Below are 23,274 nucleotides of genomic sequence, written 5' to 3'. Positions count from 1 at the left end.
TTAAGTGCCCATCCGCGATTCAAGCCGAGCAACCATCGCGGCAGGGACTTGCGGTTCGTTTAATTGCAAAAGCATCCGCGTTTTCACTTCGTCCGGCAAACCGCCATTGCCTTCTACAAAGGCAATCAGTTTGGCTCGCCGTAACGCGTCCAGTTCAATCAGTTCAGGCTCTTCAACCTGCAAGGCAGCGCCGGGACGCAAGGGGTTGACCTTGATCCCAGCCCCCAAGAACTGCGACCACTCGGTAACGATTTCGCGCCCAGCCAAATCAGCGGTGCGGATGATCACATCATCACCCTGACGCCGCAGCACCTCGACCTGTGCCTGCTCCAACCGGTTCTGCTCGGCCAGCACCAGAACTCTGTCTGCCGATACAGCCCCTGAGGGCACTAACGCGACCTGCTCCAAAGCTGGTTCTTCAATTGAAACTGTCACAAAATCACCAGGACGCAAACCTTTTGGCGCATCAAGCTCCGCAAAAAGCAGACGTCCGGTTGTCCCTTCCTGTACGGCCGCGCTTTCCCGCGTTAGCCGCCCTGACACAACCAGGTTGGTCCCTAATACATCAAGTATTACACTGACCGGCGCTTCAACCAACACTCCGTCGCGATCCAGAAGCCTTGTATACCGTGTCGTCGACACCCGGAACGACACTTCCAACGCTGCCGGGTCTACAAGCTCTGCCAGGCGCTCATTCAGGCTAAGCAGACCGCCCTCTACCACAGTCACATCCGACAAACGACCATCGAAAGCGGCAAAGATGTCTGTATCTGCAAGCAGTCGTTCGGCATTACGCAGATTGATCTTGCGCCGCTCAATCAGCGCCCCCACCTGATCCAGCCGCGCCTCGGCCTGCTGTACCGCTTGCCTGCGCGACAGAACTGCTTGATTGGCAGAGGATGCTGCCAGCTCTGCCGCCTCTACCGTTGCGTCCGTGCCGACACCGCGCTGTTTCAGGTCTTGTTGCCGCTCCAGCGCGCGGGCCTGCAAAGTCGCTTGATTTTCCGCCGCCGACAGCTCGTCCCGCGCCAGCACCAGTGACCGTTCAGCATCACGCAAATCCGCTTCTGCTTCGACCAAATCAGTGCGAGCGACATCAACCGCTGTCTGGGCATCTGACGGATCAATCCGCGCCAGAAAATCGCCTTTGCTTACCGCCCCACCTTCCTGAAAGGCAGGCGATAGCTTTACGACCCGTCCGCCTGTCGGCGCACGCAGTTCCAACGTGCGACGGCTACGGATTTCACCAAAACTGCTCAGTAACGGCACAATCTGCTGCGCCTCCACAGGCATCACCCGAACCGAGAATACACGTTCTGGCTCTGGCCGCGCACCACCATCACGCTCCATCCGCGCCTGAAGTGCAGACGAAACGGAATACCCCGCATAGATCAGCAGGGCGACCGTCAAGGCCGTCAAAAACAGGCCAACAAGGCTGCGGCGGAAAAAACGCATGAGACAAAAAAGCTCCGAAAATTACACTTTTGAATGTAGGTCTTTCATTAGTAAACGTCCAATTCTCGTGATTAAACGCATAAGGCTGTCATTTCCGTCGCAAATGTTCATCCAAACGGGGCATGATTTCCACAAAATTGCAGGGCCTGTGCCGGTAGTCGAGCTGTTTGAGCAGAATTTCGTCCCACGCGTCCTTGCACGCGCCCGGTGATCCCGGCAAAGCGAACAGATATGTCCCATTCGCCACACCCCCTGTTGCCCGCGATTGCACAGCCGAGGTGCCAATCTTTGCCATCGAGACATGGGTGAACACGATGCTGAACGCCTCGATCTCTTTCTCATAGACATCGCGATGCGCCTCGACAGTCACATCCCGCCCCGTCAGCCCCGTGCCGCCCGTCGATAGGATCACGTCAATCTCGGGGTCAGCACACCATGCACGCAGCTGCTCGGCAATCTGCGCCCGCTCATCCCGAATGATCTGCCGCGCTGCCACCAGATGACCTGCCGCCTCGATGCGCTCAACAAGCGTCTGCCCTGAGCGATCCTCCTCAAGCTTACGCGTATCGGAAACCGTCAACACGGCAATGCGCACGGGGACAAAATCTATTGTTTCGTCAATACGGCTCATGAATTCTCCTTCCCATTCAGGATGGGAGTCTCCGCCCATATCCACCATTGCTCCATAGTAAAGCAAGGTGACAGAACGCGCACAATTTTCCTTTTCCCCGTAGGCCAAGCTTCAGCCCGGCATGTTACCCGGATTGAAATCATATAACAGCCTGAAACCCGCGAATAACTCTCTATTTATACAATATGTCAGAGAGTTACCCTGCAAATCGGCCGGATTTAGATCAGCCTTAAAGGCAAAGCTCCAGTAATTTAATTACGTCAACAGTCCCGTCTCTCGTACTTTCGCCTGAAGCATCAGCAGATCATGCCACGCCTCGCGCTTTGCCACCGGGTTGCGCAGCAGATAGGCCGGGTGGAACATTGGCAGCGCAGGCTTACCCAGCGCTTCGACCCAATGACCGCGCAGTTTGGTGATGCCACGCCGACCCAGAAGCGCCTGACATGAAATATTGCCCATCAACACCAGAACATCCGGGTTTGCCAGCTCAACATGCCGCTCCACGAACGGCATCATCATCGCAATCTCTTCCGGTTTTGGGTCCCGGTTCTGAGGCGGACGCCAGGGCAGAATATTGGTGATATAGACAGGATTGGCAGCACCTGCCCGCCCGTGATCAATCGCGATCAGCATGGCGTCCAGCAACTGCCCTGCCCGTCCAACAAACGGCTTGCCCTGCATATCCTCATCCCGCCCCGGAGCCTCGCCGATCACCATAACCCGCGCCCTAGGTTGGCCATCCGAAAACACCAGATTGCGTGCCCCGCGTTTCAGCTCACAATATTCGTAAGAAGCCAAAGCTGCCTCCAGCGCTGGCAAATCCCCCGCTTTGGCTGCCATATCATGAGCAATAACAACGGGATCAGGCCCTTCCTGCTGAAGCAAGGGCATGTCCGCTACCACGGCAGCAGGCTTCGGCGCTTTCTCAGGCACCTCATAGCGATTGACCGGGGCCTCCCCAATCGCCTCGTTCGCCCCAAGATCGATCTGCCATTCCAGCAGAGCTTTAGCAGTGTGAAAGTCCGGCTCTGATTCCATGGGCACAAGCTATGCGGGCTTGCTTGGCAGGTAAATGCCTTGGAACGTCGGCAATTAACACCGCGCAGTCCAGAAAGGATGCCTTGCCCTGTCTTACGGCATATTGCCCCACCCCGGTGCCTGACCTATAAGCACCGAAGTCAATGAGGGGACCACATGACATTCCGCGCAAAACATCTGCTTGGGATCGAACATCTTGGCCCCGATGAAATTACGACACTGCTTGATCTGGCCGATCAATATGTCGATCTCAACCGCCGCGATGTGAAACATTCCGAGGTGCTTGCCGGCCTCACCCAGATCAACATGTTTTTTGAGGCGTCCACGCGGACGCAGGCGTCGTTCGAGATCGCGGGGAAACGCCTCGGTGCCGACGTCATGAACATGGCCATGCAGGCGTCCAGCCTCAAAAAGGGTGAAACGCTGATTGACACGGCCCTGACGCTGAATGCCATGCACCCTGACCTTCTGGTTGTCCGCCACCCGCATTCGGGGGCTGTAAACCTGCTGGCCGAAAAGGTGAACTGCGCTGTCCTGAACGCTGGCGACGGACGGCACGAACACCCCACGCAGGCGCTTCTGGATGCCCTGGACAATCCGGCGCGCCAAGGGGCGGTTGCACCGCCTGAGTATCGCAATCTGCGGCGACATCGCCCATTCTCGCGTGGCACGATCCAACATCTTGCTGCTGGGCAAGATGGAAAACCGCATCCGCCTGATCGGCCCACCCACCCTGATGCCATCGCAAATTGCTGAATTTGGCGTCGAAGTCTTCGAAAATATGAACGAGGGTCTCAAAGACGTCGACGTCGTTATGATGCTCCGTCTGCAAAGGGAACGCATGGATGGCGGCTTCATCCCATCCGAGCGGGAATATTACCACCGCTACGGCCTTGATGCCGAAAAGCTGTCACATGCAAAACCGGATGCCATCGTCATGCATCCCGGCCCAATGAATCGCGGGGTGGAAATCGACGGCACGCTGGCCGATGACATCAACCGCTCAGTCATTCAGGAACAAGTCGAAATGGGCGTCGCCGTCCGCATGGCCGCGATGGAGCTGCTGGTAAAAACCCGCCGCACCAAACCGCAAGGGGTGATGGTTTGAACAGTAACATCCCTTACCGAGAAGGCGAGATCACGCTCTGGGAAGGTCGCGCTGGGCAGGGTTTTCGATATGATGGGCTGCACTTTGTGTTCAGCTTCATCGGGGGCGCGATGCTGGCGATCATCGCACCCTCTTTCTTTATAGAGTGGGAGTTCAACGGATCTGGTTTTGTCTTTATGCTCGCCTATGCCGCGATGCTTTTCATTCTTGCACATATTATATTTTTCTTACTCGGCATTCCGTATTTTGACATCCTTCACCGCGCAGCGACACATTATAAAATCACAAATCAGCGGGCTATGATCCTCGATAGTTCTCCAATAAGCAGCGCCTTTGTGTATGAGCTCAAACCACCTTTAAAAATCAACCATGTGCCCAAATTTGACTCAATAACATTCGATACCCCAACGTATGGGAAAGCCAATCGGCAGGTTATGCCGATTGAAACTACATTTCGTTTCCCGGCGCTCGTGCGGTATTTCTTCCAGTTCACCCAGATGTTGAACACATCAGGGATCAGATATGTCGAAGGATCAGACGAAATCGCGAGACTTTTGCAAGACACGATCAAACACAATGGAAAGCAATCATGATGCCGGAGCCTTTCAGAAACGCACTGTATAGCCTCCAGCTTCTGCTTAAATCGCCTGATTTGGTAAGTGAATCTCTAGCATGACCACCTTGTTGACAAACGCCCGCCTGATTGACCCCGAACAGGGTACCGACGCTCTCGGCGCAGTGCTGATTGAAGACGGAAAAATCGCGCAAGTAATTGTTAACGAAGATGAAAAAACAGTTAACAGGTTTCGCGGCGAAACCATTCCGAACGTGCAGACCATCGACTGTCATGGAAAATGTCTTGCCCCCGGTATCATTGATATAGGCGTAAAGGTCTGCGAACCGGGCGAGCGTCATAAAGAGAGTTTTCGCACAGCGGGCCTTGCAGCAGCCGCTGGCGGCGTGACCACGATCATCACACGCCCCGACACTATCCCAACCGTCGATACACCCGAGACATTGCAATTCGCGCAACGACGTGGGGCCGAGATGTCGCCCGTCCGTATTGCTCCGATGGCCTCGCTGACCAAAAACCGCGCGGGCCGCGAGATGGTTGAAATGGGGTTCTTGATGGACGCAGGTGCTGTTGCTTTCTCGGACGGGGACAATGTGGTTACGGATAACAAGGTTCTGTCCCGCGCTATGACCTATGCCAGATCATTGGGCGCGCTGGTTATGGGCCATCCACAGGATCCAACGCTTAGCAAAGGCTCCGCTGTGACCTCAGGCAAATTCGCGTCGCTGAGGGGTCTGCCATCCGTATCCCCCATGGCTGAGCGCATGGGGCTGGAGCGGGATCTGGCCTTGGTCGAGACGACCGGCGTGCGCTACCATGCCGACCAGCTTTCCACCGCCGCCAGCCTGCCCGCACTGGACCGTGCCAAGACGCAAGGGTTGGACGTGACCGCAGGGGTCTCGATCCATCACCTGACGCTTAACGAGCTGGATGTCGGCGATTACCGCACCTTCTTCAAGGTAAAGCCGCCGTTGCGCAACGAAACCGACCGGCTGGCAATGGTTGAGGCTGTCGCTTCAGGGCTAATCGACGTGATCTGCTCCATGCACACACCGCAGGACGAGGAAAGCAAACGCCTGCCTTTTGAGGAAGCCGCATCCGGTGCCGTCGCCCTCGAAACCCTGCTGCCCGCCGCGATGCGCCTTTATCATGCGGACCAACTGGACCTGCCCACACTGTTTCGCGCCTTATCTTTGAATCCCGCAAAACGGCTGGGCCTGCCCGGCGGCACTCTTTCAGAAGGGGCGCCTGCTGATTTGATCCTGTTCGACCCCGACACGCCCTTTGTGCTGGATCGGTTCACGCTGCACTCGAAATCCAAGAATACTCCCTTTGACGGACAGAGGATGCAAGGTCGCGTGCTGAAAACCTTTGTGGCCGGGCGGGAGGTCTACAGTGCCTGAGATCACCAACAGCATGTCCGACCTGATCATTGTCGCGTTGGTTGCCTATCTTATTGGGTCGATCCCCTTTGGAATTGTCATAACGAAGCTCTTTGGCCTTGGAAATTTGCGCGATATCGGCTCTGGCAATATCGGTGCCACCAATGTCTTGCGCACGGGCAACAAGCTCGCAGCTTTCCTGACGTTGGCTCTGGATGCTGGCAAGGGTGCGATTGCGGTTCTGGCGGCACGGACAATATTCTACGGCACTGATGCCCCGCAACTGGCAGGGTTGGCGGCGTTTCTGGGGCATCTCTTTCCTATCTGGTTGGCGTTCAAAGGCGGCAAAGGGGTTGCGACCTATCTTGGGACCCTGCTTGCTTTATCGTTTCCTGCTGGTGCAGCAGCCTGCCTGACATGGCTGGTGATTGCAGTACTGTTCAGGATCTCATCACTGGCAGCCCTTGTAACAGCCCTGATGGTGCCAGCATGGCTTTGGGCACTGGGACGACCTGAGGTGATTATGCTGGCCATTGCACTTGGGGCGCTGGTCTGGATGCGACACGGCGAAAATATCAGGCGCATGTTGGAAGGGACGGAGCCGCAGATCAGAAAGAAATCCGACAGTTGAAAGAGTGCATGACTTTCCAATCATGCCAATTACTTCAATATTAAAGAAATTTCAGGATAGCCTGATGAAACTGACCCAAGCTATGCAAAACTTTATTCTTCATTTGGGGGATATGGGCACGAAATGTGGGACCAACCGCTCCGTCGCACAAATCCATGCCTTATTGCATATTTCGCCCAAAGCAATGACCGCAGATGAAATTTGCGAGACGCTAAATCTAGCTAGTTCAAACGTATCAAAGGGGTTAAAAGAATTACAAAGTTTGAAACTTGTAACAACCAAGAGAGAGCTTGGGGATACTCCCGAGAAGTCACTGCGCTTGCGCTCTATCATGGATAACGGGCAGGGGGTGATCGTGAACTTGGCCAACACACATTGGACGAAAGTTCGGCAAGAAGCCGAGCTTATTCGGAGCCTAAAAAATCCCCACCACCTCTAAGTTTTTGATTTTATGGTGCCCGGGGGCGGAATCGAACCACCGACACGAGGATTTTCAATCCACTGCTCTACCCCTGAGCTACCCGGGCACCGGGGTCCACTTGGCGAAACTCAAGCGAACTCCGGGCGTTTTATGATAGGGTGTCAGGGCTGTCCAGAGCGATTTTACCAAAAACTTACTCAGGCGCACTTAATGCAGCTTCCGGGTCTCTTCTTCCAGCGCTTCAATCGCCTCTTCCATATCTTCAGGGTCAGTGCTTGGGATGGCGTAGCCACCCGTCATCCAACGCCCAAGATCGATATCGGCACAACGTTGAGAACAGAAGGGGCGATACTTCTGAACGGTCTCTTTTGAACAGATTGGGCAGCTCATATGATCAATCCTTTCGGAAATGGCAGACGTTCGCGTTTGCGTTGCAACTCAAAATGCCCAAGAGGTGTCCAACCCACAAGGGCTGTTTCAATCGGATCGGCCCGGAAGGCGGCGCGTAAAACCTGTTCAACCTGGCGACGATCCTTCTTGGCCATAGGCGCGGTGTCCAACACGATTTGTCCCCCTAACCCCCGCAAGCGCAGTTGCCGCGGCAAAGCACGCGCGGCAGACAGGTTCGCCTTAAGGCCAGAGGCGGCCGAGAAATCACCACCGGTGTTGACATCGACCGCGACCAGCGCACGGGTCGGTTCTATAAATATGCTGCTGCTACTGCCAAGACTGATATAGGCGTCCTCAAGGCTTAAAAGCGCGTCCAGTACGCCATGCTGCGCAAACGCATCTGGTGTCTCAACAACTGTATCCGCGGGTCCCTGCAACCAATCGCGCCAAGCCAACGTATGGGGATCGGGCGCACCCAGCAACAATTCCGCTTGATCACCTGTGTCGTTCAAAACGCTATCGGCAAGATCCAGCAGAGCCTCGGTTTCTTCTGCAATTTGATCATCCTGCACGTTAATTGCGTTTGAGCGAACAATAACACCGTGTGACCGTTCTGGAGCAGAAGTTTCATGCAACACTTCAAGCAGCCGCAGCTTTTTCTCATCATCCCTGATCTGGCGCGACACGTTGATGCCTTGCGCACCCGGCGTCACGATCACAGCCTGCCCTTTGAAAATCAGGCGGTCCGTCACGGGAACAGCCTTCCCGGCTTCCGCATAACTGGTGACTTGCACCAAAAGCGATTGCCCGACGCTGATACCCTTGGCCTGACGAAACAAAGCTTTGTCATCATCGGGCAGTTTCATCATCATGCCGCCCTGCCCCTTCATGGGGCGATCGGCGACAGCGCGAAAAATAGCGCCCGGTGCAGGCGGCGCGTCATCTGCAACATCGATCAGGACATCATCTAGCTGTCCATCAACCATCAGCGCAGCCGCCTTACGGCCTGCTATTTCGTCCAGCAGGATCAATCGGCCCTTCATACCTGCCCAATACCATAACCAGCTGCCCGTAACAGAGCCGCCGTCTCATAGATCGGCAAGCCGACGACACCTGTGAAAGACCCCTGTATCCACGGTATAAACGCCCCCGCTGGTCCCTGAATGGCATATGCACCTGCCTTGCCCTGCCAGTCATCTGTCGCAAGATAGCTATTCAGGTCTTCATCAGACAAGCGTTTCATCCTGACAGTCGTCACAACGTCACGTTGCCAAACCTTATCGCCCCGTTTGACCGCGACAGCCGTTATAACCTTGTGCCTCCGACCCGACAGGGCCAACAAGAATTCCGCCGCCTGCCCCGCTGTCTCGGGTTTGCCAAGAATGCGGCGCCCCATAGCCACGGTTGTATCGGCACATAACACAATCTCATCCGCCGCAGCGCTTACGGCGTCAACTTTTTCGCGCGCCATGCGAACGCAATAAAGGCGTGGAAGCTCCGCTTTCGCGGGCGTTTCATAAATATCAGGGGGCCGCACGTCAAAAGGCACAACGCCGATTTGCGCCAGCAATTCCAATCTGCGTGGACTTCCAGATCCCAGCACAAGTTTCAGGCTGGGATCACTCTGCGTTTGTGTCACTTGAACCGGTAATTAATCCGACCCTTGGTCAGATCATAGGGGGTCATTGCAACCTGTACCTTGTCGCCAGCCAGAACGCGGATGCGGTTCTTGCGCATCTTTCCTGCCATATGGGCGAATATTTCATGGCCGTTTTCCAGCTCGACCCGAAATGTCGCATTAGGCAAGAGTTCCTTCACGACACCGGGAAATTCGAGCTCTTCTTCCTTGGCCATGTTCACTCCATAATTAAGACCTGCCAGACTGCAGGCGTGGCATAGATGCGCTGGAACACAGCAATTTTCAAGGGCTAAGTGTTATTCAGGTTATCCCTCTTTGACAAACTGTGTCCTGTACTACGTCAGCATCATCGGTCACGACCATCACGGCAATCGTTGCTCAACATTCATTGCAAGCTACCTGAACCGCTGCTTGATCCGATCACGGATCTGGTCGCGGGCCATGCGGTAGGAGTTCAGCTTTTCCTCGCGCCCCTCGCCCAGACCAGTTGGGTCCAGAATTGGCCAGTATTCCACGTCCAGATGATAGAACCGGGTCAGTTCCAGCGCCATGCGCTGCGATGCCGGGCTAAGCGCGATGATCAGATCAAAACCCGACAGATCGTCCCCCCATTCCTGCATTTCCTCAAAAGATCGGGTGCGGTGGCGCGACAGCTCCACCCCGATCTCTTCGCAGACCGCGACAGAAAACCCGTCTATATCAAGATCATTCTTCACGCCTGCGGATTGCACGTAGATCGACGTGCCATAGAACTTCTTCATCAACCCCTCTGCCATAGGGGATCGAACCGCGTTATGATCACAGCAGAAAAGCACGGATTGAGGGTTTTCTGCTGACACTGTTCAGGCCCCGAAATGTAACACGCAGATCAACGTAAACAGCCTGCGGGATGTATCCATATCCGTATCCACCTTGCCTTCCAGCCGTTCCAGAAGGACACGCGCGCCTTCGTTGTGGATGCCCCGCCGTGCCATATCGATGGCCTCGATCTGGCTTGGCGGAAGTTTCTTGACCGCATCGAAATAGCTTTCACAGATTTGGAAGTAATCTTTCACAACCTGTCGAAATGGGCTGAGGGACAAATGGAATTCAGCGGCCTTCTCCTCCTGCTCGGTCTGCACATCAAAAACAAGACGACGTTCGCGGATCGCAAGCAGCAATCTGTAAGGGCCAAGCGAGGCGTCCTCATGAGGCAGCGCAAAGGTGTTTTCTTCCAGCAGGTCGAAAATTGCGACCTTTCTTTCCTGCTCTATCTCGGGGGTAGGCGTCGGCAGGTTGGCATCATCGATGCTGATATGGGTCAGTTTGGTCATTGGTTCAGCTTATCCAGCCTTGCGCGCACGCTTAGACCGTGGGCTTCCAGCCCCTCGGAAATGGCAAGCGTTTCGGCTGCGGACCCAATGGCGCGCAAAGCATCCGGGGTCATGCGTGCAAGTGTCGTGCGTTTGAGAAAATCCATGACGGACAGCCCGGACGAAAACCGGGCCGAGCGGGCCGTTGGCAGCACATGGTTTGGACCACCGATATAGTCGCCGATGGCTTCCGGGGTCCATGATCCAATGAAGATCGCACCTGCGTGTTGCACTTTTTCCGAAATATCTTCTGCGCCTTCACAAGCAATTTCAAGATGTTCCGGGGCAATCCTGTCAGATAACTTTAATGCCTCATCCATATTTCGCACGATAATAACTGCGCCAAAATCACGCCAACTTGCCCCAGCGATATCCCGACGTTCCAGCGTTTCAAGCTGCTTCTCAACGGCACCTGCTACGGCTTGCCCGAAACCCGCATCATCAGTGATCAGGATGCTCTGCGCACTTTCGTCATGTTCGGCCTGAGACAACAGATCAAGGGCAATCCAGTCCGGGTCGTTGTCCTTGTCGGCAATCACCAGAATCTCCGATGGGCCGGCGATCATATCAATACCAACCTTACCGAAAACCCGGCGTTTTGCTGCCGCAACATAGGCATTGCCGGGTCCAGTGATTTTGTCGACCGGCGCAATTGTCTCTGTTCCATAGGCAAGCGCTGCAATCGCTTGCGCACCACCAATACGGTAGATCGTCTCGACACCGGACAGTCGCGCAGCCAACAGAACCAATGGATTGCAGACGCCACCCGGTGTAGGTGCGCAGATCGCAAGATGTTCGACACCCGCTACCTGCGCAGGAATCGCATTCATCAACACCGAGGACGGATAGCTCGCCAGCCCCCCGGCACATAGAGCCCCGCCGCCGACACAGGTGTCCAGCGCCAACCAAGCATTGCGCCATGCTCATCCTCCCAAGAGGCATCGGTTGGCATCTGACGGTCATGATAGGCGCGGATGCGCTTAGCCGCCAATTCCAGCGCTGCATATTCCGCGTCTGAAACCTTGGCAATCTCGGCATCAATCTCATCTCGGGAAAAGGCCAAAGTGTCAGGCGTCAGAGCAAGCCGATCAAACTTTTCGGTCAGCTCAATCACCGCCACATCGCCACGCATGCGGACATCCTCGATGATACCAGCCACGGTGGCGTCCACATCTGGGCTGTCCTCACGTTTCATCGATAGAAGCGCTTTGAACGACGTTTCGAAGTCGGGATCTTGGATATTGAGAAACTGAGTCATAGGACGCCAATACCCATGTCACACAAAAGGCTCAAGATGGTGTTTAGAGCATTCTTACGTAGAATTCATCGTCGAGGCTTCTTTCACCGACCAAAGCGGCATTAGGAAGCGTGCCATGTTTGACAAAACCGTTACGAGTATAGAAGGCAATAGCACGCGTGTTCCCAGCCCAAACCCACAGTTCTAGCTGACAGATTCTAAGCGCTTGTGCGTGAACTAAAATAGCCTCAAACAACATTTGCGCGCCACCACTGCCTTGGGCATCTGGTGTGACGTAAAGTGGCCCGATCTCTGCACGATGTCGGGTTGCTTTCCAGTGCTGCTGCACCAACCCCGCAAAACCCATCAAGCGGGTATTGTCGAATAACCCGAACATGCCTCCACGTGAAAGCTGGCCCTCGAGATGGTCTTTGTTCGAGGCTTCTATTTCAGCGCGTGTCGGCAGAAACGCATCTGGAAAAATATCAACACCCTCAAGGCGCAGAGCAAAGAATTGATCAGTATCCGTGTCCGTTAGTTCTCGGGTAGCGAATGTCACTCTGGATGCTCAGGCGCTTTGCCGGAAGGTGCGATGTAGGGTCTGGTGACATCCTGTAAGGTCACGTTGATACATTCTGTTTTCAAAGCAATCGCGCCGTCTCCGGCCAGGGTCAGGATCAATTGCCCTGCACCATCTTCCGCAGGTTCCCAAACGATCGACAAAAGCGAATGAACCATGTCGGGATCGCCACGTGAAATGCCTTGGGATTGAACCCCGGTCACATCATCAATTGCCAAAACCGACCGGACACGCTCATAAGCGCGCTTGCGGTTGCGCGCTTTGGTTTGATCTTCCCAACGGAAGCGGTTCAACAAAATGGCAAAACGCCTCTCTGAGGCTTTCCAAGTCATCTCAGAGGCAGGAAACACCGCATCCTGCGCAAGGGTGGATATGACTTGCAGATCATCTGCATCCTCTGCGATCAATCGTAGAGATCGCTCTCCTGCGTCCTCAAACCGCGCGTCTTCGGTCATTCCGGCACTCTTTCTATCATCGCCCCACATGCGCTCAGCTTTTCCTCAACTCGCTCATACCCACGGTCAAGATGATACACACGGCTGAGAACAGTTTCCCCTTCCGCAGCCAAACCAGCAAGGATCATCGAGACAGACGCCCGCAGATCAGTTGCCATCACAGGCGCGCCTTTCAGACGCTGGACACCGGTGACTGTAGCCGTCCCGCCATGCACCTCAATATCTGCGCCCATTCGGATCAGTTCTGGCGCATGCATAAAGCGGTTCTCGAAAATCGTCTCGTGGAGTTCTGACGTGCCTTCGGATGTGCAAAGCAACGCCATCATCTGCGCCTGCAGATCCGTTGGAAACCCCGGAAACGGCTCTGTGGTCACATCAACAGCCTTCACGCGACCATTGGCATGTTTGACTTTCAGGCCTGTCTTGGTTTCCTCGATCGATACGCCTGCTTCTTCCAGCTTGTCGCAAAACGTATCTACCAGATTGCGCCGGCCGCCCAAAAGCTCCACCTCACCACCGGTGATTACAGGTGCCAGCATATAGGTGCCCAGCTCGATCCTGTCCGTTACAACAGGATGGGTCGCCCCATTCAGGCGATCCACGCCCTGCACCGTAATTGTTGAACTTCCCTGTCCCTCAATCTGCGCCCCCATTTTGATCAGGCATTCCACCAGATCAACGATCTCAGGCTCGCGCGCGGCGTTCTTCAGAACGGTCGTCCCCTTCGCCAGACTTGCAGCCATCAAGGCATTCTCAGTCGCCCCCACCGACACAAATGGGAACTCAAACTGAGCCCCTTTCAGCCCCCCCGAAACCTTGGCGTGGATGTATCCATCCTTCAATTCCAGCTCGGCGCCCATCGCCTCCAGCGCTTTCAGGTGCAAATCAACCGGCCGCGCGCCGATAGCACAGCCACCGGGAAGCGACACAACCGCATGCCCGTACCGCGCCAGCAGCGGGCCCAACACAAGGATCGAGGCCCGCATCTTGCGAACGATGTCATAATCAGCTGTGTGATTGTTAATGTCATGGGATGACATCGCCAGAACCTGACCGTCTTGTAACGAAGACACTTCCGCCCCCAGGGATGCCAGCAGAGTGGTCATCGTCTTGATATCGCTCAGCCGCGGCGCATTGGTCAGGGTCAGCGGTTCCTCCGACAGCAGTGTCGCTGGCATCAAGGTCAGACAGGCATTCTTCGCCCCAGCAATGGGGATTTGGCCCTTTAGAGGCCCGTTTCCTGTTACAACGATTTTATCCATGTTCTACTGCCCTGTATTATCTGATTCAGGTGCTTTACGCGCCCGAGCCTGTGCCTTACGTCGCCCCATATTCACTTTCAATGCCGCTTTCAGCCGCTCTTCCCGCGTTTGCTGCGGTTTTTTCGGGGTGGACGGCACCGCTTTCAGAGGTTCGGACGGGTTGGAATTCTTGCTCATAGGGTCGTCATACCTCAGCGGTCCAAAGGCGTCCAGATAACGCTTGCGTCGCTGATCATTTGATCGTATCCACCCGCCCACATGTTGCTGAAGATGCTGTGGTAGCTCAGTGGTAGAGCACACCCTTGGTAAGGGTGAGGTCGAGAGTTCAATCCTCTCTCACAGCACCACCCAAACCCCTTATTTTTTGAACACCTAACTAAGCAAGGGCTTTTCTACGTCTTTGTCCTACTAACGACTAGGACAGAACGGATATGCCGCCGCGTCTCTTCGTATACTTCACTTTAGGTGGCGGCATATATCACCTAAACATTCCCATCCCCTCCAATCCTGAATTGGTGACAACGACTTGTATAAGCCGTCGTATTTAATTGATTGGTTGGTGCTGGCCGGCAAAGCGGGACTGATTTGTCGGATTTGGTGAGTCTTGATTGACCTTTTGTTCGGATCACTGGTACTCAACCTATAGAGGCGTAGTAGCCGATGGTGGGGCGGGCGAAATACCGGGCGCTCAAGGTGTCGATGGCGCACCGCAAGGTGTGACGATAGAATTTTTCTGTCGGAGTCCCTGACTCTTAGCTCCCCCACCGACCTACTCAATATTGGTGGCGATTCATGCAAAATGCATTGAAGGTCGAGATTAAGCGACTATCCAAGAAGGCTTTCGCAAAAGCCGAGCGACAAGAAAAGACCGAAGAGAAATATCGTGCAAGGTTCGAGAAGCGCACTGGAAAGCCTGCGGGCGTTCCGTCGCCCAAAAAGTCAGTCGTTCTGCATCGTCATTTTGACCCAAAGTTCTGCGCACGAAATGCAAATTTCCTGGCGAAAACAATCTGGCACAAGGTCCAAAATAAAGAGTATGAGCCAACTCCAGCAGTCAACTATCAGATTCCTAAGCCTGATGGATCAAAGCGCAGTATCATGGCCTTCTCAATACCTGATGCTGCGCTGGCGAACGTTGTTCTGAAGCGGACTCGAAATCGCAACACAAAGCGTCTGTCGCCATCATCCTATGCTTATCACCCAGACAAAAACGTTTTCGATGCTATCTTAGCGTTAAGGGAATTTGACGCTGGCGGAAAACTGTTCGCCGTCCAAATCGATTTTGAGAAATACTTTGACCTCATACCGACCGGATACCTAACTGAACGACTGGAAGACGCAGGCAAAATCAGCCTGACCCCGCACGAAAGACATATCTTTGATAGGTTCCTTCGCCATCGGCACTGTGACTACAAGGACTATGCCAAAGGTAAATTCAAACGACGTTACAAGGGTACCCCACAAGGCTCCTCCGTATCTTTGTTGCTGGCGAATATCGCTAACCATGAACTGGATACGTCTTTGTCGGCGGAGTCGGGCAAGTTTGTACGTTTCGCTGATGATGTGGTGGCTCTTTGCCGGACCTATGAGCAAGCCCAGCTTCTTGAGCGTTGTTTTTATGATCACTGTGCCAAGAGCGGATTGAAAATAAATGAGAGTAAGTCGCCGGGGGTGGCTATTATTGCGAGCAACGATCAAGAGCTACGCAGTTACGCACATTTTGACTATTTGGGCTATCGGTTCGGGCAAGATGGGCTTGGGGTTCCTGAAAAAGTCGTTGACCGGATCAAATCCCGCATATCGAGATTGGTAAATATTTACTTGCTTCAATACCTCGACGAGGGGTTCAAATCTAATCGTGCTGCAGTGACGCCGCACCCGTACGATTGGGATTTGCTTGGGTTAATCTATGAAATGCGCCGTTCGCTTTACGGTGGCCTTTTAGAGGAAGAGTTGCGAGCGTTCATTCACGAAGGAAAGATGCTTAGGAAAATGAAAGGCCTTATGGGTTTCTATTGCCTTATCGATGATCCAAGCGAAATGCGAAAACTCGATGGATGGATGCTAAGTGTCGTGCGAAGAGCAATGGTTGTCCGCAATCGGGTTTTGCAGACAAAATACAAAAGTAGTTGTCCGACCCCAACCAACGCGCAGTTAGCTACCGGCGATTGGCTGGACCCTAAAGCGTGGCGCGGGGACGATCTACCAGAGGCCAGGATGCCCAGCTTGATACGTGGCTGGCGAGCGGCGCGCAAACACTACTACACCTTCGGTTTGGAGAACGTGGAAGCACCCACTTATGTAGCGTACGCTGACGTGGCTGACCTATTTGACTACTGAGCGCCATTCGGGGGAATTGCCTTAACAATCGCACCAACTTCGTTAGGACAAAACACTTTAATCTGATTTAATATCAATTATTTATGGAAATTTAAACGAAAGTTCAATCCTCTCTCACAGCACCATCAAGACCAAAATCCCCTCACAGATGCGCGCATTCCGGGACTGGGGTTTTAACGGTTCCAGTCTCAAGCCATTGCAATAGATTATCAACCGTCAGGCTGCCCATGGCCGCGCGGGTTTCCACTGTGGCAGAGCCGACATGGGGCAGCAGCACGACATTGTCCATTGCTTTCAACGCGTCGGGGATATGCGGCTCCTTCTCGAATACATCAAGCCCGGCATAGCCCAGCTTGCCTGTTTGCAAGGCCTTAATCAGCGCCGCCTCATCCACGACCGAGCCACGCGCGACATTGATCAGCGTGCCCTGAGGGCCAAGTGCTTCCAGCACATCCTTGTTCACAATCTTATTCGTCGATTGCCCACCAGGCGTGATGCAAATCAGAACATCACAATCGGCCGCCATCCTTGTCAGATCATCGTAATACTTATACGGCACGTCTTTTTTGGTCCGCGTGTGATACAAGATCGTAGGGTTGAAAATACTCAGCCGATCCGCAATTTCCTGACCGATCCGACCAAGACCCAGAATACCGATTGTTCGATTGTCAGGTGAACGCGACAAGGGCAGAGCACCGTCACGTTCCCACCTGCCCGACCGGGCCTGTTCCTCGTTCATGCGGAAATCACGGTAGCAGGCCAATAGCAGCAAAAGCGTTGTATTGGCCACTTCTGCATTCAGCACATTTGGGGTGTGTGACACCTTGATCCCACGCGCCACACAGGCATCCGTATCAATTGCATCATAGCCCACGCCGTAGCACGAGATCACTTTTACATTTGGTAAAGCGAACAGAATTTCCGGTTTAACGCCATCGTGACCATTAGTCGCCACGGCCTCGATTCTGTCACCATTGTCCGCCGACCATGCCGCAAAATCTTCGATCTCGGAGAGTTTGTGGATAGTGAATTTCTCGGCCATGCGTGCAAGCATGGCGTCGGTGGCGCCTCCGATGAGCAAAAGATCAGGCATCTTGACCAACTTCCTGCCGTTGCTTCCCAAGCCCTTCGATTTCCAACTCCATCACGTCGCCTTTCTTGAGGTAGACAGGATCAGGCTTGATCCCCATTCCAACACCCGGCGGTGTACCGGTGGTGATCACGTCCCCCGGGTGCAGCGTCATCAGCCCGGACAAATGCTCGATAATCTGCGCAACCGTAAAGATCATTGTATTGGTGTTGCCGGTCTGCATTCGCTTGCCATTCACGTCCAGTGACATTGACAGGTTTTGCACGTCGCCGACCTCGTCCTTGGTCACAAGCCATGGCCCTGTCGGTCCAAACGTGTCACAGCTTTTGCCCTTGGTCCATTGACCGGTCAGCTTGGTTTGGAAATGCCGTTCCGAGACGTCATTCACCACACAATAGCCCGCGACATAATCCAGCGCATCCGCCTCGGAGGCATATTTGCATGTCTTGCCGATGACCACGCCCAGCTCCACCTCCCAATCGGTATGGGTCGATCCGCGCGGCATCATCACCATGTCGTTCGGCCCGACAATCGCAGAATTGGCCTTGAAAAATAGGATCGGATGTTCAGGGATCGCCGCCCCGGTTTCTGCTGCATGGTCCGAATAATTCAGCCCGATACACATGAATTTACCGATATTGCCCACACAAGGCCCGATCCGGGGCGTGCCATCGACCGCTGGCAGGGATGCCGGATCAAGGGCCTTCAGCTTTGCCAGTTCCGTGTCACTTACCGTCATGCCATCAATATCGCCAATCACAGCAGACAGATCGCGGATTACGCCATCTCCATCCAACATGCCGGGCTTTTCTTGGCCAGGCGCGCCAAAGCGGCAAAGTTTCATCTTGTATCTCCTTGGTTAAGGCAGGGCTTTGGATCAAAGCGAATTGATAGAACGGAATAAGATGCTCATCACAATGACTAAGACCACAATGGATACGAAACCGATCGCGATCGCTATCATCAGGTTCCCTTTGGCGCCGTCGGGCCGTTCTTTTTTGTAATAGGATTGGCCGATGCCCGCACCAATGAAAAGCGGAGCGAGATAAACCATAAGAATTTCTGCCATTGTATTAGTTTCCCTCTTTAAGTTGAGTTCGGTTTTTAATGATTATCGCGCGGCATAGATTTACGCGCAATGTCTTGGTATTTAGGAGCCCCGCGCAGGGTCATGCCTTCGCTGAACGGCTGAACCATCGCTCGGAAAATCTCCTGCCACGGAGTTTGGCTATCGGGCACGTCAATCGAGCCATTCACGAGTTTTTCGGCCCGCGCTTTCAGCTCGGCATCCTCCACCAGCATGTCGGCGGTGCATTTCTTCAAATCAATGCGGATACGATCCCCGGTTTGCACCAAAGCAAGCCCGCCGCCATCCGCAGCCTCAGGGGATGCGTTCAGGATCGACGGGCTACCAGAAGTCCCCGATTGCCGCCCATCCCCAACGCATGGCAGCGCGTGAACACCTTTCTTCAGCAGGTAAGACGGAGGCCGCATATTGACCACTTCCGCCCCGCCCGGATACCCCTTCGGCCCAGCGCCGCGCATGATCAGGATGCAATGCTCATCGATTGAAAGACTTTCGTCATCAATTCGGTGATGGAAATCCTCCGGCCCATCAAACACAATCGCACGCCCCTCAAAGGCGTCTGGATCGTCGGGGTTGGACAAATAGCGGTCACGAAACTCTGCCGAAATCACCGAGGTTTTCATGATCGCGCTGTCAAACAGATTGCCCTTCAGATTAATGAAGCCCGCATCCTTCAGCATCGGTGTATCTATCGAATAGATGACATCCTCGTTGTTTGTTAGCACCTCGCTACAATTCTCGGCCATTGTCTTACCATTGGCCGTTATCACCCCCGGATGCGGCAGCATTCCTGCCTTCAACAGCTCACCGATTACCGCCGGAACGCCCCCTGCGCGGTGGTAGTCTTCGCCCAGATATTTCCCGGCCGGTTGCAGGTTCACCAGCAGCGGCACTTTGTGACCCAGCCCCTGCCAGTCATCATTTGTCAACTTGATGCCTAAATGCTTGGCAACGCCATTCAGGTGAATAGGCGCATTGGTTGACCCACCAATTGCAGAATTGACCACTACGGCGTTCTCAAAAGCCTCACGCGTCATGATATCAGAGGGGCGCAGATCCTCGTCAACCATCTCGACGATCCGTTTGCCGGTCAGATAGCTGATCTGTCCCCGTTCGCGATAAGGAGCCGGGATCGCCGCCGAGCCTGGCAATTGCATCCCCAAAGCCTCGGCCAGCGAATTCATCGTGGTCGCAGTCCCCATCGTGTTGCAATAGCCCACCGATGGAGTCGAGGACGCGACCAGATCCATGAAGCCGTCATCATCAATCTCACCCGCCGCCTGTAATTCGCGCGCTTTCCAGACAATTGTGCCCGATCCCGTGCGCTCGCCATTGAACCAGCCATTCAGCATCGGGCCAACAGACAAAGCAATTGCCGGAATGTTCACAGTGGCCGCCGCCATAAGCAGTGCAGGCGTGGTCTTGTCGCAACCGATATTCAGCACAACCCCGTCGATTGGGTAGCCATAGAGCGTTTCGACCAGCGACAGGTAAGCCAGATTGCGGTCCAGCATCGCCGTGGGACGCTTGCCAGTCTCCTGAATAGGATGCACTGGTATCTCAATCACCGTTCCGCCGGCGGCAATCACCCCATCACGCACGCGCTTGGTCAACTCGATGTGATGGCGATTACAAGGGCTCAGATCCGATCCGGTTTGTGCAATTCCGATAATCGGCTTGCCCGATTGCAGTTCCTCGCGGGTCAACCCGTAATTCAGATACCGCTCCAGATAGAGGGCAGTCATCTCCTGATTATCGGGGTTGTTAAACCATTTTTGCGATCTCAGCTTCGATTTATCAGCCATAATAATCTCATATTAAGGTTAACGCGTCCTCCGGTCTTGAGAGAAACCGCTTTGGTCATTTTTGTGTCGAATACTCTTGCCGAGGACGTTTTGATCTCAGCCAGACCATCCACCATCAATCACATGGGGTTGCCCGGTCGTAAAGCCGCTTTCATCGCCAGCCAGATAGACGACCAGCGCGGCAATTTCTTCCGCCGTTGCAACACGCCCCATCGGCTGACGGGACACAAACTGCTTTAGCGCTGCATCATAGCTGCCCAATTCTTCGCCCAGCGCCTTTACCCGATCATGCCAACTGGGGCTTTCGACAGTTCCGGGACAGATGCAATTGCAGCGAATACCCTTGGTGATATATTCAACCGCCACGGATTTTGTCATCCCAATCACGGCCGCTTTCGTCGTGCCATAAATGAAGCGATTAGGTGCACCAATAATGGATGAACAGGCCGACGACATATTGATGATCGAGCCGCCGCCACGCTCTAACATACCCGGAAGTGCGGCGCGCATCGTGCGAAACATCGACCGTACATTCAGATCAAACGCGAAGTCCCATTCGTCATCCGTCGCGTCCAGAACCGATCCGTGATGGACAAACCCCGCACAGTTGAACAGCACATCCGGCGCAGCCCGTTCGACCGCCGCTTTAACAGAGGCATCATCGCGGGCATCAAGCATAAATGTCTCGATATTCGGATGCGAAACCCCGGCCAGAGCCTCTTCATTGATGTCAGTTGCAAAAACCTTTGCGCCTTCTTGTGCCAGCGCCAATGCGCTGGCTTTTCCAATCCCCTGCCCCGCTGCCGTCACCAACGCGCGCTTTCCGCTTAGTCGTCCCATATCTTGAAGTTTCTCCCGGTTTTCATGCGTTTCGCAGGTCGCTCTGCACGCAGCTTTTCTCAAGTCCTAAGTGCAAAGCGAAGAGGCGGCAATGCTTTTAAGTCTTATTAAGCTGATCTAGTGTGAGCGCAAACATGGGAGGACAGGATTTGGCGAAAGAGACAATAGCGCTGCTGGGCACCGGCCTAATGGGCGCACCTATGACGCGCAATTTGCTGAAATCAGGACATCAGGTTCAGGTGTGGAACCGCTCCAGCGCGAAAGCGGAAGCCTTGGCAACACATGACGCGATCATCTGCAAGAGCCCTGCAGAGGTCGTGAGCGGCGCGGATGTGGTGATCACGATGCTTAGCGACGGGGTGGCCGTTGGGTCATTAATTACGGACACTGCCGTTTCAGATGCCATGCAGGCCGGGGCCGTTTGGGTAGACATGTCCTCGGCCAAACCCGAAGAAGCACGCGCGCAGGCGGCGCATCTGGCGGGACTGGGGTTTGATCATCTGGATGCCCCGGTGTCCGGCGGCACCAAAGGTGCAGAGGCCGCGACCCTTGCTATTATGGTGGGAGGGAACGAAAGCGTCTTTGCCAAGGTAAAATCTGTTTTGCAGGCCATGGGCCGCCCTGTCCATGTGGGGCCAACCGGGTCAGGGCAATTGTCGAAGCTTGCGAATCAGGCGATTGTCGCTGTGACCATTGGCGTGGTGGCCGAGGCGATGTTGCTCATCCAGCGAGGCGGTGCTGACCCTGCTGCCGTGCGTGCAGCGCTAAAGGGCGGATTTGCCGACAGCGTGATCCTGCAACAGCATGGGGAACGCATGACAGAGGGTAATTTTGAACCGGGGGGACTGTCGAAATTCCAACTTAAGGATCTGGATAACCTGCTAAACGAGGCAAACCAGCTTGGCCTGAACTTGCCCATGGCACAGGACATCCGGGGTCGCTTCGCGCATTTTTGTGACGCTATGGATGGTGGCGAGAAAGATCATTCGGGGATCTATCTGGAATTGCTGGCACGCAACGGCGGCACAGTATGAAGGTTCTGATCCTGGGCGGTGGCGGGATGATTGGGCAGAAACTGGCCCATCATCTATTGGATCATGGGCTGAACGGTGTGTCTTGCCAGATCGTCCTGCACGATATCGCTTTCCCTGAAAATGGCGCTGCCACAGAAATGCGTGTCGGCAGCATTGCTGATGCCAGTGTCGCACAAGGGCTGGCGGCTGAGCGCTTTGATGTGATCTTTCACCTCGCCTCCATTGTTTCAGGCGAGGCCGAGGCGGATTTCGACAAGGGTTGGCAAGTCAATATGTTTCCAACATGGGCCTTGCTGGAAGCCTTGCGGGCAGAACACGAGACGAGCGGTGGAACATATGTCCCGCGTCTTGTTTTCACCTCATCTATTGCTGTCTTCGGCGGCCCCTATCCCGACAAGATCGACGATGACTTCCTAAGCGCGCCACAGACCTCTTACGGGGCGCAGAAGGCAATCTGCGAGACGATGATTTCAGATTTCTCGCGCAAGGGGTTCGTGGATGGCATCTCGATCCGTCTTCCGACCATCTGCGTGCGGCCCGGCAAAGCCAACAAGGCTGCGTCCTCGTTCTTTTCTGGTATCATACGGGAGCCATTGAACGGCAAGACCGCCATACTGCCGGTCCCGGACAGCGTGCGCCATTGGCATGCCTCGCCCCGGTCGGCGGTGGGGTTTCTGACCCATGCAGCAGTGCTAGAGACCCAGAGGTTAAACGGTCGGCGGGCGCTGAACTTGCCCGGCGTAAGCTGCACCGTGGCCGAGCAAATTGAAGCCCTGCGCGACATTGCCGGGTCCGATGTCGTCGCCCGAGATCAAGCCAAAGCCAGATCAGACCATCATGAAAATCGTTGAAGGGTGGCCCCGCGACTTCACACCAGAACGCGCCCTTGCGCTGGGTTTCACCGCAGACCGTAGCTTTCACGA

25 protein-coding genes, 2 tRNA genes and 2 pseudogenes are annotated in these 23,274 nt (G+C 54.6%); 9 read left to right on the top strand and 20 right to left on the bottom strand.

The window, feature by feature from the left end:
• The 3 genes from ACZ1HF_RS18145 to ACZ1HF_RS18135 all read right to left on the bottom strand — a co-directional run bounded on the left by ACZ1HF_RS18145 (position 1) and on the right by ACZ1HF_RS18135 (position 3,124).
• Positions 1–1,455: an efflux RND transporter periplasmic adaptor subunit gene (locus ACZ1HF_RS18145; protein ID WP_472658829.1), complete on the bottom strand. Its 1,455-nt coding sequence runs from the start codon at positions 1,453–1,455 to the stop codon at positions 1–3.
• Positions 1,456–1,543: 88 nt separating this feature from the next.
• Complete coding sequence (gene moaB / locus ACZ1HF_RS18140) at positions 1,544–2,086, bottom strand: molybdenum cofactor biosynthesis protein B (RefSeq protein WP_472658828.1); 543 nt, start codon at positions 2,084–2,086, stop codon at positions 1,544–1,546.
• 255 nt (positions 2,087–2,341) lie between these two features.
• On the bottom strand, positions 2,342–3,124 hold the full coding sequence (locus tag ACZ1HF_RS18135; RefSeq protein WP_472658827.1) for a uracil-DNA glycosylase: 783 nt from the start codon (positions 3,122–3,124) through the stop codon (positions 2,342–2,344).
• Between the two features lie 156 nt (positions 3,125–3,280).
• On the opposite strand from ACZ1HF_RS18135, the pseudogene ACZ1HF_RS18130 reads away from it, so the two are divergent.
• The 5 genes and pseudogenes from ACZ1HF_RS18130 (at position 3,281) to ACZ1HF_RS18110 (ending at position 7,258) form a co-directional block, all read left to right on the top strand.
• A pseudogene (locus tag ACZ1HF_RS18130) lies at positions 3,281–4,232 on the top strand (aspartate carbamoyltransferase catalytic subunit).
• A gap of 110 nt (positions 4,233–4,342) precedes the next feature.
• Complete coding sequence (locus tag ACZ1HF_RS18125; RefSeq protein WP_472658826.1) at positions 4,343–4,825, top strand: hypothetical protein; 483 nt, start codon at positions 4,343–4,345, stop codon at positions 4,823–4,825.
• Between the two features lie 79 nt (positions 4,826–4,904).
• Positions 4,905–6,209, top strand: coding sequence for a dihydroorotase (gene pyrC / locus ACZ1HF_RS18120; RefSeq protein WP_472658825.1), 1,305 nt, complete (start codon positions 4,905–4,907; stop codon positions 6,207–6,209).
• Positions 6,202–6,819, top strand: a complete 618-nt coding sequence (plsY, locus tag ACZ1HF_RS18115; RefSeq protein WP_472658824.1) for a glycerol-3-phosphate 1-O-acyltransferase PlsY — start codon at positions 6,202–6,204, stop codon at positions 6,817–6,819. Before pyrC ends, plsY begins: the two co-directional genes overlap by 8 nt.
• Before the next feature lie 64 nt (positions 6,820–6,883).
• Positions 6,884–7,258, top strand: a complete 375-nt coding sequence (locus ACZ1HF_RS18110; RefSeq protein WP_472658823.1) for a GbsR/MarR family transcriptional regulator — start codon at positions 6,884–6,886, stop codon at positions 7,256–7,258.
• Between the two features lie 13 nt (positions 7,259–7,271).
• On the opposite strand, the gene ACZ1HF_RS18105 is transcribed toward ACZ1HF_RS18110, so the two are convergent.
• From ACZ1HF_RS18105 to ACZ1HF_RS18050, 12 genes and pseudogenes are all read right to left on the bottom strand, one after another.
• Positions 7,272–7,346 (bottom strand) — tRNA-Phe (locus ACZ1HF_RS18105).
• A 101-nt stretch (positions 7,347–7,447) separates the two neighbouring features.
• The gene (locus ACZ1HF_RS18100) at positions 7,448–7,630 is read right to left on the bottom strand and encodes a DNA gyrase inhibitor YacG (protein WP_472658822.1); all 183 of its coding nucleotides are present in this window, start codon (positions 7,628–7,630) and stop codon (positions 7,448–7,450) included.
• Entirely contained in the window at positions 7,627–8,673 is a 1,047-nt protein-coding gene (locus ACZ1HF_RS18095; RefSeq protein ID WP_472658821.1) for a ribonuclease E/G, read from the bottom strand. The genes ACZ1HF_RS18100 and ACZ1HF_RS18095 overlap by 4 nt, the downstream gene beginning before the upstream one ends.
• Positions 8,670–9,242, bottom strand: coding sequence for a Maf family protein (locus ACZ1HF_RS18090; RefSeq protein ID WP_472659082.1), 573 nt, complete (start codon positions 9,240–9,242; stop codon positions 8,670–8,672). Before ACZ1HF_RS18090 ends, ACZ1HF_RS18095 begins: the two co-directional genes overlap by 4 nt.
• Before the next feature lie 23 nt (positions 9,243–9,265).
• Positions 9,266–9,484 carry a translation initiation factor IF-1 gene (infA, locus tag ACZ1HF_RS18085; protein WP_213887575.1) on the bottom strand — a complete coding sequence of 73 codons (219 nt, stop codon included), beginning with the start codon at positions 9,482–9,484 and terminating at the stop codon, positions 9,266–9,268.
• A gap of 180 nt (positions 9,485–9,664) precedes the next feature.
• The gene (locus ACZ1HF_RS18080; protein ID WP_472658820.1) at positions 9,665–10,108 is read right to left on the bottom strand and encodes an arsenate-mycothiol transferase ArsC; all 444 of its coding nucleotides are present in this window, start codon (positions 10,106–10,108) and stop codon (positions 9,665–9,667) included.
• 3 nt (positions 10,109–10,111) lie between these two features.
• Positions 10,112–10,582 carry a UPF0262 family protein gene (locus ACZ1HF_RS18075; protein WP_472658819.1) on the bottom strand — a complete coding sequence of 157 codons (471 nt, stop codon included), beginning with the start codon at positions 10,580–10,582 and terminating at the stop codon, positions 10,112–10,114.
• Positions 10,579–11,879 (bottom strand): annotated as a pseudogene (hisD, locus tag ACZ1HF_RS18070) (histidinol dehydrogenase). The gene ACZ1HF_RS18075 and the pseudogene hisD overlap by 4 nt, the downstream one beginning before the upstream one ends.
• A 43-nt stretch (positions 11,880–11,922) precedes the next feature.
• On the bottom strand, positions 11,923–12,417 hold the full coding sequence (locus ACZ1HF_RS18065) for a GNAT family N-acetyltransferase (protein WP_472658818.1): 495 nt from the start codon (positions 12,415–12,417) through the stop codon (positions 11,923–11,925).
• A complete protein-coding gene (locus ACZ1HF_RS18060) occupies positions 12,414–12,893 on the bottom strand; it encodes a DUF2948 family protein (RefSeq protein ID WP_472658817.1) in 480 nt (159 codons plus the stop codon). Before ACZ1HF_RS18060 ends, ACZ1HF_RS18065 begins: the two co-directional genes overlap by 4 nt.
• Positions 12,890–14,155 (bottom strand): UDP-N-acetylglucosamine 1-carboxyvinyltransferase, encoded by a 1,266-nt coding sequence (gene murA, locus ACZ1HF_RS18055; RefSeq protein ID WP_472658816.1) that lies wholly within the window; start codon positions 14,153–14,155, stop codon positions 12,890–12,892. The genes ACZ1HF_RS18060 and murA overlap by 4 nt, the downstream gene beginning before the upstream one ends.
• A 3-nt stretch (positions 14,156–14,158) precedes the next feature.
• The gene (locus ACZ1HF_RS18050) at positions 14,159–14,332 is read right to left on the bottom strand and encodes a hypothetical protein (protein ID WP_472658815.1); all 174 of its coding nucleotides are present in this window, start codon (positions 14,330–14,332) and stop codon (positions 14,159–14,161) included.
• Between the two features lie 95 nt (positions 14,333–14,427).
• Here ACZ1HF_RS18050 and ACZ1HF_RS18045 point away from each other — a divergent pair.
• Positions 14,428–14,502, top strand: a tRNA-Thr gene (locus ACZ1HF_RS18045).
• 445 nt (positions 14,503–14,947) lie between these two features.
• Entirely contained in the window at positions 14,948–16,495 is a 1,548-nt protein-coding gene (locus tag ACZ1HF_RS18040) for a reverse transcriptase domain-containing protein (RefSeq protein ID WP_472658814.1), read from the top strand.
• Positions 16,496–16,637: 142 nt separating this feature from the next.
• Here ACZ1HF_RS18040 and ACZ1HF_RS18035 read toward each other — a convergent pair whose 3' ends face one another.
• From ACZ1HF_RS18035 to ACZ1HF_RS18015, 5 genes are all read right to left on the bottom strand, one after another.
• Positions 16,638–17,588 carry a 2-hydroxyacid dehydrogenase gene (locus tag ACZ1HF_RS18035; protein ID WP_472658813.1) on the bottom strand — a complete coding sequence of 317 codons (951 nt, stop codon included), beginning with the start codon at positions 17,586–17,588 and terminating at the stop codon, positions 16,638–16,640.
• Positions 17,581–18,429: a fumarylacetoacetate hydrolase family protein gene (locus ACZ1HF_RS18030; protein ID WP_472658812.1), complete on the bottom strand. Its 849-nt coding sequence runs from the start codon at positions 18,427–18,429 to the stop codon at positions 17,581–17,583. The genes ACZ1HF_RS18035 and ACZ1HF_RS18030 overlap by 8 nt, the downstream gene beginning before the upstream one ends.
• A 33-nt stretch (positions 18,430–18,462) precedes the next feature.
• Positions 18,463–18,654 (bottom strand): hypothetical protein, encoded by a 192-nt coding sequence (locus ACZ1HF_RS18025; RefSeq protein ID WP_472658811.1) that lies wholly within the window; start codon positions 18,652–18,654, stop codon positions 18,463–18,465.
• A gap of 35 nt (positions 18,655–18,689) precedes the next feature.
• Positions 18,690–20,477 carry an IlvD/Edd family dehydratase gene (locus ACZ1HF_RS18020; protein WP_472658810.1) on the bottom strand — a complete coding sequence of 596 codons (1,788 nt, stop codon included), beginning with the start codon at positions 20,475–20,477 and terminating at the stop codon, positions 18,690–18,692.
• 96 nt (positions 20,478–20,573) lie between these two features.
• Complete coding sequence (locus ACZ1HF_RS18015; protein ID WP_472658809.1) at positions 20,574–21,317, bottom strand: SDR family oxidoreductase; 744 nt, start codon at positions 21,315–21,317, stop codon at positions 20,574–20,576.
• Between the two features lie 134 nt (positions 21,318–21,451).
• On the opposite strand from ACZ1HF_RS18015, the gene ACZ1HF_RS18010 reads away from it, so the two are divergent.
• A complete protein-coding gene (locus tag ACZ1HF_RS18010; protein WP_472658808.1) occupies positions 21,452–22,351 on the top strand; it encodes an NAD(P)-dependent oxidoreductase in 900 nt (299 codons plus the stop codon).
• Positions 22,348–23,202 (top strand): NAD-dependent epimerase/dehydratase family protein, encoded by an 855-nt coding sequence (locus ACZ1HF_RS18005; protein WP_472658807.1) that lies wholly within the window; start codon positions 22,348–22,350, stop codon positions 23,200–23,202. Before ACZ1HF_RS18010 ends, ACZ1HF_RS18005 begins: the two co-directional genes overlap by 4 nt.
• Positions 23,203–23,274: the final 72 nt, after the last annotated feature.

The organism is Litoreibacter sp. GN1-5 (assembly GCF_055693805.1).
This window is presented reverse-complemented; position numbering and strand designations above follow the sequence as displayed.